General features: G+C 54.2%; 14 protein-coding genes. 2 read left to right on the top strand and 12 right to left on the bottom strand.

Annotation, left to right across the window (positions count from 1 at the left end; translation table 11 throughout):
- Nucleotides 1-18: 18 nt before the first annotated feature.
- The 5 genes from ubiB to LMED105_RS08700 form a co-directional block, all read right to left on the bottom strand.
- The gene (gene ubiB, locus LMED105_RS08720) at nt 19-1,614 is read right to left on the bottom strand and encodes a ubiquinone biosynthesis regulatory protein kinase UbiB (protein WP_008250318.1); all 1,596 of its coding nucleotides are present in this window, start codon (nt 1,612-1,614) and stop codon (nt 19-21) included.
- The gene (locus LMED105_RS16310; protein ID WP_156799612.1) at nt 1,611-2,318 is read right to left on the bottom strand and encodes an SCP2 domain-containing protein; all 708 of its coding nucleotides are present in this window, start codon (nt 2,316-2,318) and stop codon (nt 1,611-1,613) included. Before LMED105_RS16310 ends, ubiB begins: the two co-directional genes overlap by 4 nt.
- A gap of 78 nt (nt 2,319-2,396) precedes the next feature.
- A complete protein-coding gene (locus LMED105_RS08710; protein ID WP_008250316.1) occupies nt 2,397-3,419 on the bottom strand; it encodes a Tim44 domain-containing protein in 1,023 nt (340 codons plus the stop codon).
- A 17-nt stretch (nt 3,420-3,436) separates the two neighbouring features.
- The gene (gene ubiE, locus LMED105_RS08705) at nt 3,437-4,177 is read right to left on the bottom strand and encodes a bifunctional demethylmenaquinone methyltransferase/2-methoxy-6-polyprenyl-1,4-benzoquinol methylase UbiE (RefSeq protein ID WP_008250309.1); all 741 of its coding nucleotides are present in this window, start codon (nt 4,175-4,177) and stop codon (nt 3,437-3,439) included.
- 18 nt (nt 4,178-4,195) lie between these two features.
- Entirely contained in the window at nt 4,196-4,621 is a 426-nt protein-coding gene (locus LMED105_RS08700) for a gamma-butyrobetaine hydroxylase-like domain-containing protein (protein ID WP_008250308.1), read from the bottom strand.
- A gap of 184 nt (nt 4,622-4,805) precedes the next feature.
- Between LMED105_RS08700 and phoB the strand changes: the two genes are divergently transcribed.
- Both phoB and phoR read left to right on the top strand, forming a co-directional pair.
- The gene (phoB, locus tag LMED105_RS08695) at nt 4,806-5,513 is read left to right on the top strand and encodes a phosphate regulon transcriptional regulator PhoB (RefSeq protein ID WP_008250307.1); all 708 of its coding nucleotides are present in this window, start codon (nt 4,806-4,808) and stop codon (nt 5,511-5,513) included.
- A gap of 40 nt (nt 5,514-5,553) precedes the next feature.
- On the top strand, nt 5,554-6,912 hold the full coding sequence (gene phoR / locus LMED105_RS08690; protein WP_008250306.1) for a phosphate regulon sensor histidine kinase PhoR: 1,359 nt from the start codon (nt 5,554-5,556) through the stop codon (nt 6,910-6,912).
- A gap of 401 nt (nt 6,913-7,313) precedes the next feature.
- On the opposite strand, the gene LMED105_RS08685 is transcribed toward phoR, so the two are convergent.
- The 7 genes from LMED105_RS08685 to LMED105_RS08650 form a co-directional block, all read right to left on the bottom strand.
- On the bottom strand, nt 7,314-7,772 hold the full coding sequence (locus LMED105_RS08685; RefSeq protein ID WP_008250305.1) for an HIT family protein: 459 nt from the start codon (nt 7,770-7,772) through the stop codon (nt 7,314-7,316).
- A complete protein-coding gene (locus tag LMED105_RS08680; protein WP_008250304.1) occupies nt 7,765-11,745 on the bottom strand; it encodes an FAD/FMN-binding oxidoreductase in 3,981 nt (1,326 codons plus the stop codon). Before LMED105_RS08680 ends, LMED105_RS08685 begins: the two co-directional genes overlap by 8 nt.
- Before the next feature lie 132 nt (nt 11,746-11,877).
- Nucleotides 11,878-13,617: an arginine--tRNA ligase gene (argS, locus tag LMED105_RS08675; RefSeq protein WP_008250302.1), complete on the bottom strand. Its 1,740-nt coding sequence runs from the start codon at nt 13,615-13,617 to the stop codon at nt 11,878-11,880.
- A gap of 56 nt (nt 13,618-13,673) precedes the next feature.
- Nucleotides 13,674-14,927: a DUF2254 domain-containing protein gene (locus LMED105_RS08670; RefSeq protein ID WP_008250300.1), complete on the bottom strand. Its 1,254-nt coding sequence runs from the start codon at nt 14,925-14,927 to the stop codon at nt 13,674-13,676.
- A gap of 329 nt (nt 14,928-15,256) precedes the next feature.
- Nucleotides 15,257-15,889 carry an FMN-binding negative transcriptional regulator gene (locus LMED105_RS08660; protein ID WP_008250296.1) on the bottom strand — a complete coding sequence of 211 codons (633 nt, stop codon included), beginning with the start codon at nt 15,887-15,889 and terminating at the stop codon, nt 15,257-15,259.
- 4 nt (nt 15,890-15,893) lie between these two features.
- The gene (locus LMED105_RS08655) at nt 15,894-16,283 is read right to left on the bottom strand and encodes a hypothetical protein (RefSeq protein ID WP_008250294.1); all 390 of its coding nucleotides are present in this window, start codon (nt 16,281-16,283) and stop codon (nt 15,894-15,896) included.
- A 42-nt stretch (nt 16,284-16,325) separates the two neighbouring features.
- Nucleotides 16,326-17,078 carry a sulfite exporter TauE/SafE family protein gene (locus tag LMED105_RS08650; RefSeq protein WP_008250291.1) on the bottom strand — a complete coding sequence of 251 codons (753 nt, stop codon included), beginning with the start codon at nt 17,076-17,078 and terminating at the stop codon, nt 16,326-16,328.

Genomic DNA, 17,078 nt, shown 5'->3' with positions numbered 1-17,078 from the left:
CAAGAAATGTGCGCGCTGCTAGAACAAGCCTTTCGGCCCGGAGTAGCCGATTAAAAACGGCCACAACAGGTCGAGTGCCACCACACCAAACAGCACAGCCAGCATCAACACCATCCAGAACAAAGCCCGGTTCAATCGCTTTTGCTGCTTGACCAATTGTTCAATTTGATCATCGACCCGACCATTGGAGTGCGTGAGCGTTTGATGCAAGAGGCGCGGCAAGGCAGGCAGAATTTGTGACCATTGCGCAGCCTCCCATTGCAGACTGGACTGAAAACCCTTGAAGCCAATTTGCTGGTGCATCCAGTTTTCAAGGTAGGGCTTGGCGGTTTTCCACAGGTCAAGATCGGGGTCGAGTTGGCGGCCAAGGCCCTCCACGTTCAACAGGGTTTTTTGCAACAGCACCAGTTGAGGCTGAATTTCAACATTGAAGCGGCGGGAAGTTTGAAACAGACGCATCAGTGCCTGCCCCAGCGAAATTTCCTTCAACGGTTTGCCAAAGAAAGGTTCAATGCAGGCACGAATGGCGGATTCGAGCTCGTCGATGCGCGTGCCCTTGGGCACCCAGCCCGACTGCACATGCAACTCGGCCACTCGCTTGTAGTCTTGCCGGAAAAAAGCCAGGAAGTTTTGCGCCAGATATTGTTTATCGACATCGCTGAGGGTGCCGACAATGCCGAAGTCCAACGCAATGTAGCGACCGAAATCCTCGGGCTGATCACCCACGTAAATATTGCCAGGGTGCATGTCCGCGTGGAAAAACCCGTCGCGAAACACCTGGGTAAAGAAAATTTCCACGCCTTCGCGCGACAGTTTTTTCAAATCAATGTTGTTCTCGCGCAGCCGCTCGATCTGGGAAATCGGAATGCCGTGCATGCGCTCCATGGTGATCACGGTGCTACAGCAATAGTCCCAATACATTTCGGGTACGCGCAGCAAGTGGCCACTGCCCGAAGTAGGCGAAAAATTTCGACGCAACTGCGATGCATTGGCCGCCTCGCGCATTAAATCCAGTTCATCGTGCAAGTATTTGTTGAACTCGGCCACCACTTCCCGGGGCTTTAAGCGCTTGCCATCGGATGAAATTTTTTCAATCCAGCGGGCAGCGGTTTTCATCAAAGCCAGGTCTTTGTCAATCACCTCAATCATGCCGGGGCGCAGTACTTTCACCGCCACTTTCTGACCTTCATTGGCTCCTTCGCGAATCACTGCAAAGTGAACCTGGGCAATGGAAGCACTGGCCACGGGGATGTTCTGGAAATCCAGAAACATGTCATCAATTTGACGACCCAGGCTGGCTTCAATCAATTCACGGGCTTTCTCGGAAGAAAACGCGGGCACCTGGTCTTGCAACTTGGCCAACTCGTCGGCCACGTCTTCGGGCAACAAATCGCGCCGGGTCGACAACAGCTGACCAAACTTCACAAACAAGGGGCCCAGGTCTTCCAGCGCACGGCGCATGCGTTCGCCGCGTGGGGCCTGCACATGCGAGCGTGAAGAAATCAGCGTGAGAAACCACTTGGCCAAGCCATTGTTGATTGAGTCGGCGGCAATCAGGAACAGGCCATACTTTCGGGCCACCAATGCAATGCGTGCCAAACGGCGAAGCTTCATTTGGGCGCACCCAACTTGGCAAGGCGCTTTTCCAGCCGGGCCAGCTCGTCGCGCAGTTGGTTTACTTCATCGCGAAAAGTGTCGAACTCAGAAGCAGTGGGTGTCATGGCTTTTTCATGCACCACATACTCGCGCAAGTTGCTTTTAAAACGTTGCACCACATCGCGGGCATTGGTACCCAGAGCAGACAAGGTATTCATTACCCACACCGCCTGCGCATCGCCCACCACGCGGGCCAAATCGCGCTCGGGGTCCCAGCTCAAGTCGTTGATTACGGTAGACACAGTTTGCGCAAAGTCCATGTCGCCCTCGATGGCGGCTTTTCTGGACATGCTGTTGGGGTTGCTGACCGAGCCGATCAAATCGGCCCATTGCATGGAAATGGTGGTGTCAGCGGATGCCGCAACCCCATTGGTGGCGTTGCTCGGCTGAAAATAGCCTTGGTCATTGACACGCAAGTTCAGGGACATGGGAGCAATGCTGAGTGCCAGAACCTTGCCCGCTTCCTTTTGCAGTTTGGTCTTGCTGCTGCGCTGTTGATCCAGCAAATGGTTTAGTACCAAGCACACAGTCTGGGTGACTGTGGCTGACATCAAGTTCAAGGGGGCAGACAGCAAACCACCTGCCGCAGCTGCGCCTTTGGCTTGACCAGAGGAAAGCAGTTTAGAGGCGAACTGAAAAAACAATACGGGGGGACTGGCCAAGGCACACTTCCAACAATCAAAAATTTGTTTGAGTGTAACCCAGCCGGGCAAGCCAAGCCCGGCGGGTGAGGTCAAAATTTACAGATTGTGAATGCCTGAAAGAACCCATCCACCGCCTGAAACTGGACGGGACATGATCCACAACTCATTGATTTCTTCAGCGGCGGCGTCTTGCTCCTCGCGCAACATACCAGTGAAGGCCACTGTCGCGATTTGCTCGTCCACGTCGGTCTCGAAACCAATCAGCTGGGCATCCAGCGTAACCACGTCGGTGCGGTTCACTGCATTGCCACGGGCTTCAATTTCAGCACGTAGATGGTCCACCACATCGTCGCTACAGTATTCACGCAAACCGTCAACATCGCCCTTGTCAAAAACCCCTTGCATGGTCACAAAGAACTTCTTGGCGCTGTTCACAAAATTGGCTTCATCAAACCCGGCAGGCAGGTCTTTTACGGGTGTAGCGGCTGGCATTGGTGCGTCGAAGGCGGAGGCATTGCCAAACTGGCCAAAGCCTTGGTCGTTGCGCGGCGCGCCCATGCCCGGGACCGGGTCGTTAATGGGGTTTGTTGACGCTTGACGATAACTGTTTTGGCCAGAACCTGTTGCGCCCGGTGCGCTGTAGGCAGGGCGAGGCTTTGCAGCCTGCTGACCACGCAACATACGAACCAGGAACATGACCGCAAACACAGCGGCGGCGATCATCAACATGGTGCCCAGGAATTCAGCCATGCCGGCGCCGAAGCCCAGATAACCGAACAAGGCTGCCAGGCCCAAACCGGCCGCCAAGCCGCCCAAGGGGCCCAGGAAACGGTTACGTGGCGCAGCAGCCGTGCCTGCGGTAGCGCCCGCAGGGTTGGTAGCCTGCTGCTTGCTGGGTGCTGTACTGGTGGTGCCAGAAGGTGCCGTAGATGGAGACTTCTGGAACTGGGAAGGTGCAGAGCGGCCAAAACTGCCGCCGCCACCCAAGCGACGCGCTTCTGCATCGGTTGGAAGTACACTCAAGCCAAGAAATGCAGCCACAACGGCCAACACAGACAATCGAACAGACCAAACTCGGGTTTTCACAGCAAAAGCCTCCAGAATAATAATTTTTCGCATGCACCAAATAGACAAACTCAGGCGAATTTGGTTCCTTGGTGTAGCGCCACGACACCTGCAGTGAAGTTGGTGTATTTCACTTGGTCGAATCCACTTTCAAGCATGATGCTCTTCAGGGTTTCCTGATCGGGGTGCATGCGAATGCTCTCGGCTAAATATTGGTAACTGGCACTGTCTTGCGCCACGATTTGACCAATTTTTGGCAAAACCTGGAATGAATACATATCGTAGGCGGGCGCCAGCAAAGGATTCACTTTCGAGAACTCAAGTACCAGCACCTTGCCACCCGGCTTGATTACCCGGCGCATTTCGCTCAAGGCCACATCTTTGTGGGTCATGTTGCGCAAACCAAACGCCACAGTAACCACATCGAAGTAATTGTCGGGAAATGGCAGCTTTTCCGCATCGCAAAGGGCCATTTTCGGCAAATACCCATGATCAATCATGCGATTTCGACCCACTCGCAACATACTTTCATTGATGTCGGTCAGCCAAACTTCACCGCTCGGGCCCACTTTGTCCAGAAAAGCCTTGCTGAGATCGCCGGTACCGCCGGCAATGTCGAGCACCTTCATCCCGGGGCGAACCCCGGCCGCGCGCACAGTGCTTGCCTTCCACAGGCGATGCATGCCACCCGACATGAGGTCATTCATGATGTCGTATTTGGCCGCTACCGAATCAAATACTTCGGCTACTTTCTTGGCTTTCTGGTCTTCAGGAACCTTCTCGAAGCCGAAATCGGTAATTTTGTCGTTCATCGTGATGTGTGGCGTTATTTAGTGGCTTGCGCAGGCGCCGCCTTTCTTTTGTTCAAATGGAATGTTTTCAGGTGCGTTGGGTTCTCGGCTCGCGCCGGCTGCTTTCATGCGTTCCAGATAGTCTTCCCACAAACCTTCCTGGTTTTCGCCCATCCACAGCAGGTATTGCCAGCTAAACAAGCCTGAATCATGACCATCCGAGAAAAACGGCTTGATGGCATACATGCCCACAGGCTCGAGATTGTTGATGGTTACTTCTTTTTTACCCACTTGCAGGGTTTCCTGCCCAGGGCCATGTCCACGAACCTCGGCCGAGGGTGAATACACCCGCAACAGCTCGAATGGCAGGTTAAAACAGGCGCCGGTGTCGAACTCAATTTCGAGTACCTTGGACTTTTGATGCACCACAATGCGGGTTGGGGTGGGGATATTGGTGGTTTCCATGCTGCTTAGGGTCTTTGGAATGCGTAATCCTCAAGTGTATCTCATCAAGGCCAACAGCGGTTTACACCACCGCGCGGGATTAATTTGATGACGATTCATTCAAGTGTCATATTACTGTCATGGAAATCCACTACTTTAGGTGGCATTGCACAAAACAAATATGCCAGAGAAGAGGAAAAACGAGATGTCCAGCACCATCCTAGTTGTTGAAGATGAACCCGCGATTGCCGAATTGATTGCCGTCAACCTAAGCTTTGCTGGGCACAAAGTGCTGCGGGCCGCTGATGCGGACCAGGCCAAAACCCTGATCACCGCTGAATTGCCTGACCTGGTGTTGCTGGACTGGATGCTACCCGGTAAAACCGGCATTCAGTTTGCGCATGAATTGCGCGGTCACGAGCGTACGCGCCATGTGCCAGTGATCATGTTGACTGCCCGCACCGAAGAACAAGACAAAGTAGATGGCCTGGAAGCCGGCGCAGACGACTACATCACCAAGCCCTTCTCGCCCAAAGAACTACTGGCACGAATCAAAGCTGTGTTGCGTCGCCGTGCGCCCCAGTTGACTGACGATATTGTTGAAGTACACGGCCTGAAACTGGACCCGGTGACACACCGAATTATGGGCCATGACAAGATTATCGACATGGGCCCCACAGAATTCCGCTTGCTGCACTTCTTTATGACCCACCCAGAGCGCGTGCACAGCCGCACCCAGTTGCTGGACCAAGTGTGGGGCGACCATGTATTTGTTGAAGAGCGCACCGTGGATGTACATATTCGACGACTGCGCCAGGCTCTGACCATTTCCGGACATGACCGCCTCATTGAGACGGTTCGCGGTGCCGGCTACCGTTTTACTGCAACGCAAAATGAGGGTGCACTAAACTAAGGGCTCCCCTGGAAGGGATATTCCCCTAGAATACGCACCTATGGCGTTCATCTTTTTTCGATTGATACTGTTGGCCATGGTGCTGGGTGCAGCCGCCATCGTGGGTCAAATGGTTGCTGGCCACAAAGGCGCAGTGGCGGGGTCTATCTTGGCCTCGCTTTTCATTTATGCCCTGCATGTGCGCTCCGGCCTTCGAATTATCGAATGGCTGGACAACTTCAAGGTTGAAAACGTGCCCGACGTGTCGGGCTGGTGGGATGACCTTGCCGCAAAGCTGTTTCGCTACCTGCGCTTACACCAACGTCAACAACAGGCACTCACCAATGCACTGGTGTCATTCCGCACCGCGGCGCAAGCCCTGCCCGACGGGGTAGTCACGCTTGATTCCGAGGGGCACATTTCCTGGTGCAACGACACAGCTCAAGACCACCTGGGCTTGAAATTGGGCAGTGACATAGGGCAGCCCCTCATTAACCTGGTTCGCAACCCAAACTTCTCCAAATACATTCGCAGCCGCTCTTGGGAGCAACCCTTGATCATGACTGCGCCACGCAGCCGAAGCAAGGTTTTGTCGGTGCAATTGGTCAGCTACGGCGACCAACAAATGCTGGTGTTGTCTCGCGATGTCACCCAGGTTGAAAAACTGGAACGAATGCGACGCGATTTCATTGCCAATGTGTCACATGAGCTGAAAACACCGTTGACTGTGCTGAGCGGTTTTCTGGAAACATTCCGGGACCTGCCGTTGAGCAAAGAACAGCAAACCGAATACCTGAATTTGATGTACACCCAGGCCAATCGCATGCAAAACCTAGTGGAAGACCTGCTGGCCTTGTCGGCGCTGGAGTCTTCACCCAACGCAGGCGAAGGTGGCGAGCCAGTTGACCTGAGCGGAATTGCCCAAAAAACAGGCGATGAAGCACAACAACTGTCGGCCGGAAAACACAATATTTCTGTGGATGTTGAAAAGGGCCTGATGGGCTTTGGCAACTCGGCTGAAATTTTCAGCGCATTCTCGAATATCGTGACCAATGCGGTGCGCTACACACCGGAGAAAGGAAACATCACGATTACGCTTCGACGCTCAGAAAACGAAATTGGCAAAGCCTGTGCCGCTTTTGTGGTGCGCGACACCGGCATTGGTATTTCGGCAGAACACATTCCGCGTTTGACTGAGCGTTTTTACCGTGTAGACCGCAGCCGTTCAAGAGAAAGTGGCGGCACGGGTTTGGGCTTGGCGATTGTGAAACATGTGGTGCAACGCCACGATGGCGAACTGGACATTCAAAGCCGACCAAATGCAGGCAGTACCTTCACCATTCTGATGCCGCTGGCGAAGGCTGGTGCCGCTGCTTCGAAAGCGGCTTTGGCTGAAGCAACGACGGTAGTTGGCGCTTAGTTCGGTTTGAATGCCACATCACCTCGCCTTAGCAAGACTTCCATTCCGGCTTGATGCTTCTGGCTTGGGGCATGCGAAACGCAGTGGCGTCTTCGCATCGATTCCTGACGGAATCGCCCCGCGCTGCGAAGCCGCCGGGAAGTCTTGCAAATCCGGCAACGCGATGCAGCACACAAACCGCCAATCGTCAGCGCGTTGCTTCGCTTGCGAAGGTAGCAATATCCTCGCTGCGCCGATCAAGAAAACCTGCCCGTTTGAATTCACCCGCCACGGTCGGCCAAAGGCCGGCACCGAGACTCGGCCCGCTTTTTTGCCGAGCGAGGTGAGTCAGGGTGAATCTCAAAAAGGGAAAAACAGGTTTTCTGGCGCGAGAGGGTATGCGCCTGAGCGAGCGAAGCGACTCAGCCCGGAAATGCTGCCAGCAATTCAGCACGCAGCGCCAACATCCATTTTGGCTTTGAATCAAGCACCCACTGCTGGCGGGGCGACAGCGACACCCCCGGTTTGGCTGCAGCCCACACGGGCGCAGGAAAGTGTTTGTCGTCTGTAAAACGGGGAATGACGTGCCAGTGCAAATGCGGCACCACGTTACCCAGCGTTGCAATATTCGCTTTGTCGGCTTTAAATACGCGAAGCACGAATTGTTCAAGCAACACCACCGCATCCATGCACAGCATGCGATCTTCACGGTTTAAATCGGAAAACTCCCGCACATGGTCGTTCCAGACCAGGCGAAGAAAGCCGGGATAATCTGCATCGACTGCCTCAATCACACGGAACTTGCTGCAATTGAACACCCAATCACCGCCCGGTGTGGCACACAGGGGGCAATTGGGATTTTGTGAAACGGAATCAGACAAGGATGCGCTCGATACCGCCGTCATTGGCTTCTTTCACGTAGTTTTGCAGCCATTCCTTGCCCAGTACATTCTTGGCAATTTCAACCACAATGTAATCGGCATCCACATTGGCGTCGTCGCTGTAGCGGCTCAAACCTTGCAAGCAAGACGGGCAGCTGGTCAAAATTTTCACATCGGCCTGTGGCGCTTTCTCACGCAGCTTGTCGGCACCCTTGCGCATTTCCTCTTCCTTGCGGAATCGAACCTGCGTGGCCACGTCTGGGCGCGACACACCAAATGTGCCCGACTCGCCGCAGCAACGATCATTTTTCGTGATGTTCTGGCCTTGCAACTCGCTGTTCATCAACTGGTTCACAACCTTCAAGGGGTCGTAAGTTTTCATGGGCGTGTGGCAAGGGTCGTGGTACATGTACTGCGTACCCGTGACGTTGTCCAGCTTCACACCTTTTTCCATGAGGAATTCATGAATGTCGATGATGCGGCAGCCCGGGAAAATTTTCTCGAACTCATAACCCTGCAACTGGTCGTAACACGTGCCACAGCTGACCACCACGGTTTTGATGTCGAGGTAGTTCAGTGTGTTGGCCACGCGATGGAACAACACACGGTTGTCGGTGATCATTTTCTCGGCTTTGTCGTACTGCCCTGCCCCACGCTGCGGGTAGCCGCAGCACAAATAACCTGGCGGCAACACGGTTTGTACGCCCACATTCCACAACATGGCTTGCGTGGCCAAACCCACCTGACTGTACAGACGTTCGGAACCACAACCGGGGAAGTAGAACACAGCTTCCGTATCGGCTTGCGTTGTTTTCGGGTTGCGGATCACTGGCACGTAATCGCTGTTCTCAATGTCGAGCAGCGCGCGCGCCGTTTTCTTGGGCAAACCACCGGGCATGGGCTTGTTGATGAAGTGAATCACCTGCTCACGAATCGGTGCCTTGCCCACCGTGGCAGGTGGCTTGGCTGTTTGCTTGTTCAACATGCCCAGCGATTTGGCCACTTTGTAAGCGCCGCGTTGCAGCTTGTAACCAATACCCGTCATGCCAACACGCATGGCTTTGATGGTGGCCGGGTCTTTCGCATTCAGGAAAGTCATGGCCAGGGCTGTGCCGGGGTTGAAGCTTTTCTTGTCCATCTTGCGCAACAAGGCACGCATGTTCATGGATACATCGCCAAAGTCGATGTCAACCGGGCAAGGCGTCAAACACTTGTGGCACACGGTGCAGTGGTCTGCAACGTCTTCGAATTCTTCCCAATGCTTGATAGACACACCACGGCGGGTTTGCTCTTCATACAGGAAGGCCTCAACCAACAATGAGGTGGCCAAAATTTTGTTGCGCGGGCTGTACAGCAGGTTGGCGCGAGGCACGTGCGTTGAACACACAGGCTTGCACTTGCCGCAGCGCAGGCAGTCTTTCACTGAAGTCGCAATGGAGCCAATGTCGCTTTGGCTCATGATCAGGCTTTCATGGCCCATCAAGTTGAAGCTGGGCGTGTAAGCGTTGGTCAAGTCGCCACCGGGCAACAGCTTGCCCTTGTTAAAGCGACCTTCCGGGTCAATGCGCTGCTTGTAGTCCTGGAAAGGCTGCAACTCTTCCTTGGTCAGGTATTGGTATTTGGTAATGCCAATGCCATGCTCGCCGGAAATAACGCCATCCAGATTGCGTGCAATCTGCATGATTCGGTCCACGGTGTGTTCCGCTTCATGCAACATTTCATAGTCGTCGGAATTCACTGGAATGTTGGTGTGCACATTCCCGTCGCCAGCGTGCATGTGCAGCGCCACGAAAAGGCGGCCACGCAGCACTTGCTTGTGAATGGCCTTGCACTCTTCCATCACCGGCACAAACACCCCGCCCTCGAAAATGCGGTTCAGGTTGTGGCGTAGTTCTGTTTTCCAGCTAACGCGAATGGTGCGGTCTTGCAGCACATCGAACATGGTGGCTTCGGGCTGGTCGGCCAAGCGCTTTTCAAGCGCAGCATCCAGATGGCCCAAACCAATGGTTTTCAATACCGGGTTGGCCTGCGCCAAAGGCATGTTCATATTGCCCAGCAACCAGCTCCAGCGCTCATGTACCGACTCAAGCAGTTCAACAGCGCGGCCCACACGGTCGCCTACAATGTCTTCGACAGACAGCTTGGTGGAATCGACTTCGTCGGTTTTGCCCAAGGTGAGCGGCTTTTCGAAGAACGAACGCAGCGCTGCAACCAGCTTCAGCTTGTTGCGAATGGACAGCTCGATGTTGATACGCTCAATTTCATCGGTGTACTCGCCCATGCGCGGCAGGGGAATCACGACGTCTTCGTTGATCTTGAAAGCATTGGTGTGGCGCGCAATGGCCGCTGTGCGGGCACGGTCCAGCCAAAACTTTTTGCGGGCTTCGGGGCTGACCGCCACAAAACCTTCGCCAGCGCGACCGTTGGACAAGCGAACCACCTCAGAGGCCGCTTGGGCCACTGCGTTTTCGTCGTCACCCACAATGTCGCCGAACAACACCATTTTCGGGAATGCGCCACGCTTGGATTTCGGGCTGTACTTCACGGCGCGCAAATAGCGCTCGTCGAGGTGCTCAAGGCCCGCCAGAATGGCGCCCATGGCTTTGCCTTCGCCGTCGAGGTAATTCTTGATTTCAACAATCGAGGGCACTGCGTCGCGGGCTTGACCATAAAACTCCAGACACACCGTGCGGGTATGCTTGGGCATGCGGTGCAAAATCCACTTGGCAGAAGTGATCAGGCCGTCACAACCCTCTTTCTGAATGCCGGGCAAGCCAGCCAGAAACTTGTCGGTTACGTCTTTGCCCAAACCCACTTTACGGAAACGCGCGCCTTCCACTGTCAGGCGTTCGGTTCTCAGAATTTTGGCATTCGGCGCCTGGCGGCCATCTGACCACACCAAGTCGAAATCGGCCTGTGGTGCATCATGAATCTTGCTCAGGTTGTGGTTAACGCGGGTGACTTCAAGCCAGTCACCTTGCGGGTCAACCATTCTCCACCAAGCCAGATTGTCCAGCGCTGTGCCCCACAGCACAGCTTTCTTGCCGCCTGCGTTCATGGCGATGTTGCCGCCAATACAGCTGGCCTCAGCCGATGTGGGGTCTACAGCAAACACCCGGCCTGCATGCTCTGCCGCCTCTGATACGCGCTTGGTTACTACACCCGCGCCGGAGAACACGGTGGCATATTCTTCGCTCAAGCCAGGCAGCACTTCCATTGTCACCTGGCCGAGTTCTTCCAGCTTTTCGGTGTTGATGATGGCGGACATGGCCGTGAGTGGCACTGCGCCACCGGTGTAGCCTGTGCCGCCTCCGCGTGGAATGATTGTCAGCCCCAAGTCGATACAGGCCTTCACCAAACCAGGAATTTCAGATTCACGGTCGGGGGTGAGTACCACAAAGGGGTATTCAACACGCCAGTCGGTTGCGTCCGTGACATGGGAAACTCGGGACAAACCGTCGTACTTGATGTTGTCTTTCGCGGTGTGCTCGCCCAGCGCTTTGCGGGCATGGCCACGCAAAATGGCCATGGCTTCCAGCTCGCGCTGGAATTCAAACACCGCTTTTTCAGCCACGGTGAGCAATTCGCGCACTTTGGCGCTGCGGTCTTCAGAGTCGACCTCAACAGCCGCTTCTTTCACCTCAACACGGCGAGCGTCAATTTCGCTCAAGCGGTGGAACAGGGCCTCGATCAGCGCGGTCAGGCGTTTGGGATTGTCCAGCAAGTCGTCTTGCAGATACGGATTGCGACGAACCACCCAAATGTCGCCCAATACTTCAAACAGCATGCGGGCTGACCGGCCGGTTTTTCTCTCCTGACGCAGCTCTTGAAGAATGTTCCATGCAGACTCGCCCAGCAAGCGGATCACAATCTCGCGATCCGAAAACGAGGTGTAGTTGTACGGAATTTCCCGCAGGCGTGCGGTTTCGCCGGCTGAGGGTTTCAGTGTTTTCAATTCGACGGGTGCGTTCATGTAAAACCTTTAGACTACCTAGCCTTTTATGGTACCAAAAACCGGGCACCTGCGCCTAGAGAATGGGCACCTCAGTTTTGCTGCAAAACCCTTATTGGACAAGGGTTTTGAGCCCAAACAATCAAAATCTGCTTACATCCGTTTCGGCGCCGAAACACCCAACACCGCCAAGCCATTCGACAACACAGTGGCCACAGCCACCAACAGCCCAACCCGCGCGGTTTTCAGGGCCATGTCGTCAATACGTACGCGTTCAGCGTTGTAAAAAGTGTGGAAAGCACCAGCCAGTTCACGCAGGTAAAACGCAATGTGGTGTGGCGCCAGTTCCTCGGCGGCCTTGGACAAAATGTCCGGGTAAGAAACCAACGTTCGGAGCAAAGCCAGCTCGGATGGTGCCGCCAACAGGGTCAAATCAGCGCCATGAATGGTGGACAGGTCAACTTCAGCCTGATCCAGAATGGAATGAATGCGGGCGTGCGCATACTGCACGTAATACACCGGGTTCTCATCAGACTGGGCCAAGGCCAAATCCACATCAAACACGAATTCGGTGTCAGCCTTGCGACTCACGAGGAAAAAGCGCACCGCATCACGGCCTTTGGTCAAGGCTTCGGGCTGGCTCAGCATGGGCTGGGTTTCATCGACACCGCCCGACCAGCAGATGAGGTCGCGCACGGTCACGTAGCTTCCCGCACGCTTGGAAATTTTCACTTCCTGACCACCCTTCATCACTGTGACCATTTTGTGCAACACATAGTCAGGGTAGCCCTGCGGAATGCCCACGTTGCAAGCCTGCAAACCGGCTCGAACACGCGCAATGGTGCCATGGTGGTCGGTACCCTGAATATTGATCACCTTGCCGAAACCACGCTTGAATTTCTGGATGTGATAGGCCACATCGGGCACAAAGTAGGTGTAACCACCTTCGGATTTGCGCATGACGCGGTCTTTGTCGTCGCCGTAATCGGTGGAACGCAACCAAAGCGCGCCACCCTCCTCAAAAGTTTTACCGGACGCAACCATGAGAGCGACTGCCGCTTCAACCTTGCCCTCGGAATACAAGGAGCTTTCCAGGTAAAACTGATCGAAATTGACGCCAAAGGCCTTCAAATCGAGGTCTTGCTCGGCACGCAGATAAGCCACAGCAAAAGCACGAATGCATTCAAAGTCGTCTACGTTGCCAGTGCCTTTGACGGGTTCGCCGTCGGCGGCCTTCACTTCCTTGCCAGCCAGAAAATCCTCGGCAATGTCGGCAATGTAGTCGCCGTTGTAGGCACTTTCGGGCCATTCAACATCACCGGGCTTAAGCCCTTTGGCGCGGGCCTGAACGGACGTGGCCAAAGTTTGAATTTGCACGCCCGCGTCGTTGTAATAAAACTCTTTGTGAACTTTCCAGCCCTGGGTTTGCATGACCGCTGCCATGGCATCGCCCAGCGCAGCCTGCCGGCCATGCCCCACATGCAAGGGGCCGGTGGGGTTGGCCGACACGAACTCGATCAAGACAGTTTCACCAGCGTGTGCACCGGATTTGCCAAATTCAGTGCCTTGCTCAAGCACTTGTGCCACAACAGCTACCCGAGCATTCTGGCTTAAACGAATATTGATAAAGCCCGGGCCCGCAATATCCACAGCATCAACCAGGCTGACGCAGGCAGGGTTCGCTTTCACATGATCAGCCAGTAGCTGAGCCAACTCACGTGGGTTGCGCTTGGCAGGCTTGGCCAATTGCATGGCCAGGTTACACGCCACATCGCCGTGGCTGGCGTCTTTGGGTTTCTCCAGCGTAACCACGCCCTCAAAAGGCTGGTTAAGGGCAGCAGCAGCGGCCGCTTCAAATGCGGCGATCAGCGTATTTCGTTGTTGGGCAAGCATGGGGACAGTTCAGGCAGGGTTGAGCTAAGCCTCTGATTGTACCAAGTATTCCCTGTCTAGAACCTGGCTGCGCTTCTGACAGCCTCAATGTCTTGCGGCAAGGTCATGACGAGTTCGTTGCGGGCCAGCGCCAATCGGGAATGATTGATAGCCGCTTCAGAGACGGGTTGATACTTAAGCGCTGAGAGGCTTTCAAACGCTTTTTGCAAGCGAATCGCCACCTCGACCGCACCCGCGCCATCCCGGGCAATGCCAGTAAATGCGTCGTCAAACATATCCCGCTCGTCCAAACCCGGCACCATGATTCGATCGTATTGCACCTCTGGGGCTTTGTCCTGCTGACCACCTGCCCACTGATGAAACAAACGAACCAAAGTTCCGATGACATCAATTGCGGTGCCAGGATCATTGACCGCAGGAGATAGCGCGCGACTGGCAATTTCACACAACACCACCAAACCGAACCTAGGATCCTGATCAAAAGTGCGCGTGTCAGACAACACAAAACACTCGGCAATGGCCTGCAAACATTCTTCAGCCAAGTCCTCAGCCTGCGAGGGCTGCTCTACCATGGCGATCGCGCGGTTGGGAGTACAAAAGGTACCAGGCAATGATTGAACATGAACCTTCAGATCAAATTTTTCAGCCAGTGATTGTAATTTGACCATGTCAATTCGCTGCAGGTAAGCGATTGAGGAACGAACCACAGGTACCCCATTCGCTACCTTTCCATCGCTTTTTTGCCCGCCCAGATAAGGCATACCGAGACGCTGCCCGAAGGCGTTCGATGTGGCAGCTTCAACTTTGTCGATTGTATTGCCCAAACGCCCTAGCCTGGCAATGCTGTCCACCCACCGGATGAACGCAAGAATCACGATTGCAAACACCAAAATCGTCAGCACAAACAGGGCAAAGACACCCGCCTTTTCATAGAAATCATTTTTCAGCGCAATCAGGGCCACCACGCTGAAAATGAATACCCCGATAAACGTAGACAAGGCATTTTGTGAGGTGTCATCAGCAACCACCAGCGGAAACGACCTGGGTGTTGCCGAGCTGCTGGCGGAGGCATAAGCGGACACCATTGAGCCCACGGAAAACATGGCAATCACTAACATAGTCGAGGCCACCAACTCCAACAGGGTTTCCACAGACTCCTTGCTAACGGTGGGTAACCAGTCGCCCACGCCAGGCCGATCAGCCAAGGTTGCCAGAAAGGCAGCCACAATCGACAGCAAACACATTACCAAAGGCTTGACCCAGAGCTTTTCGCGAATTCTGTTCAGGTAAAACAACCAGTTTTCATTCATGGCGATAGCCCCTTTAACGGATTGACTTATTTCTTTTTGGCGACCCAGGCAAAATGCCTTTGCAAGGCCTCATCGGCCAGCAGTGTTTCGGCGCTTGAAAATTGCTTGGCCAATTGCATTTCATCGTACAAATCGTGAATGCCGTCATGACAAAGTCTGCAAATATTGACACCCTGGTTCAAAGTTTCCCTGTCGAACTTTTTTCGATAGAAAGCACGTCGATGTAATTTTTTGGGAATGAGGTGATGAAAGGTTAGCGCAGTAATACGCCCACAACACAAACACTGACCGCTTTTTAACCGGGACGAAGGCATGGTGCAACAAATGGGCTAAAGGTGTTTTTTCACCAAATCACGCATGTAAAGGGCTTTTTCTGTGCCGTCCTCTTCCAGCCCCTGCACCACAGTGACCCTGTTTTTGGACGGCTGGTTCTGGCTGACTTTCCATTTGCCAACCATGCTTTCGATTTGGACTTCAAAACCCACAATGGCCTGTTTGATTTGATTCAGAAATTCTGCGGGTGCGTCATTCACTGACCAAGGCGTCTTTCGGCTGCTTTCCTGTTGCGCGGTCAAGTCTTCCAGTTGCTGGTGTAACCACTCGGCGTCATCCACTACGCGCATTTGACCTTTCACATGCACCACCGCGTAATTCCAAGTGGGAACGACTTTCTCGGTTTCTTTTTTGGTGGCATACCATGAGGGTGTGATGTAATGCTCAGCACCTTGAAACACCAACAAGGTTTGCGCGGACACCGCCAAATCAGCCAGCATTGGGTTGGCCCTGGCCACATGGCCGCGCAACACCATCGTTGCATCCGCATTTTCCGCCACGACCATGGGTATATGGTTGGCGTTTAGCCCTGAGGTTGACAGCGTAATGACTGTGGCCAAGGGGTGAGCCTTGATCAAACTCAACAACACCGGAATTGAGGTTTCCTCAAACTGCTTGGGCAAATACATGGGCTTACTTCACGATTTGAATTTGGGCTGGATCGACGACAACAATTCGGGTTTGATCGCCGAATTGCTCAACAATCCCCGACACCACAATATTTTTACCAAAAAAGAATTTTGGCAAGTCGTGAATACCTTGATAGGAATACCAGGCGGCCACGCGACCATCGACAACGACTGTCAAGTTGGCTGGATCACGAAAACTGGTGTGTGAATTCAGGTCGACTTCATCGCGATCGGTGCGCAGTTTGCTGGAACGCACTTTCATTTGAACCTGTACTTCCTGATTCAAACGGGCAACGGCTTTCTCTGCCGTAATTGGTGCGGCTAGCAGCGGGCCTGTATTCAGAAGGCCGATAAGGCCTGAGATGACGCAGATTGCAACCCACATGCGACGCATGTTTTTCTCCCTGGGGTTTTCCGGCTTTTAGTGTATATCAGCCTACAGCCAAAGCACACGGGCAATCATGTAGCCGCCCAACAGCAGCAAGCCCAGGAAAAAAACGGTTTTGAAAGTTTCGGCACTCAGCAAGGCACGGCATTTTTGCCCAGTCAGCACGCCGGCCATGGTCGGCACCAGGCACAAAGTTGATTCCCAGGCAGCTGCCAGTTCAAACCGCCCCTTGACGTACAAGCCCACCGCCAAAGCAAAAGTACCCACCGTAAACACCAAACCCAAAGCCTGTAACAACTCGTCTTTGTCCATGCCCAATGAATTCATGTAGGGGGCTGAAGGCACCGACGACACCCCGGTTGCACCGGCCAGAAACCCGGTCAGCCCACCCACCAGGGGCGAGGCCCAACGTTCCTTGTGCGCAGTGACATGCATGTTGAACTTGAACAAGCCGAGCACGGCATACACAAACAACACCAGGCCCAAAGCCAGCGTGGCATAGGCAGGCGTGCTGCCAGTTAAAACGCCGACCCCGAAAGCGGCCCCAACACACACCATGACCAACAAGGCAGCAAAGCGGCGTACCGCCTTGAAAAAACCAGGGCCAATCAGCATTTGCCACACATTGCTGACCATGGAGGGCACAACAATCAGTGCGGCTGCCTGCACGGGCGAAACGGCAACGGCCATTAAACCGATTGCGATCGGGGGCAAGCCCATGCCTGTGACGCCTTTGACAAAACCCGCCACCAAAAAAGCCAGCCCCACGATCAGGGTGTAATTGCTAATATCCAGAGTCAT

Source organism: Limnobacter sp. MED105 (genome assembly GCF_000170915.1).
In the GTDB taxonomy this organism is placed as follows: Bacteria; Pseudomonadota; Gammaproteobacteria; order Burkholderiales; family Burkholderiaceae_B; genus Limnobacter.
This window is presented reverse-complemented; position numbering and strand designations above follow the sequence as displayed.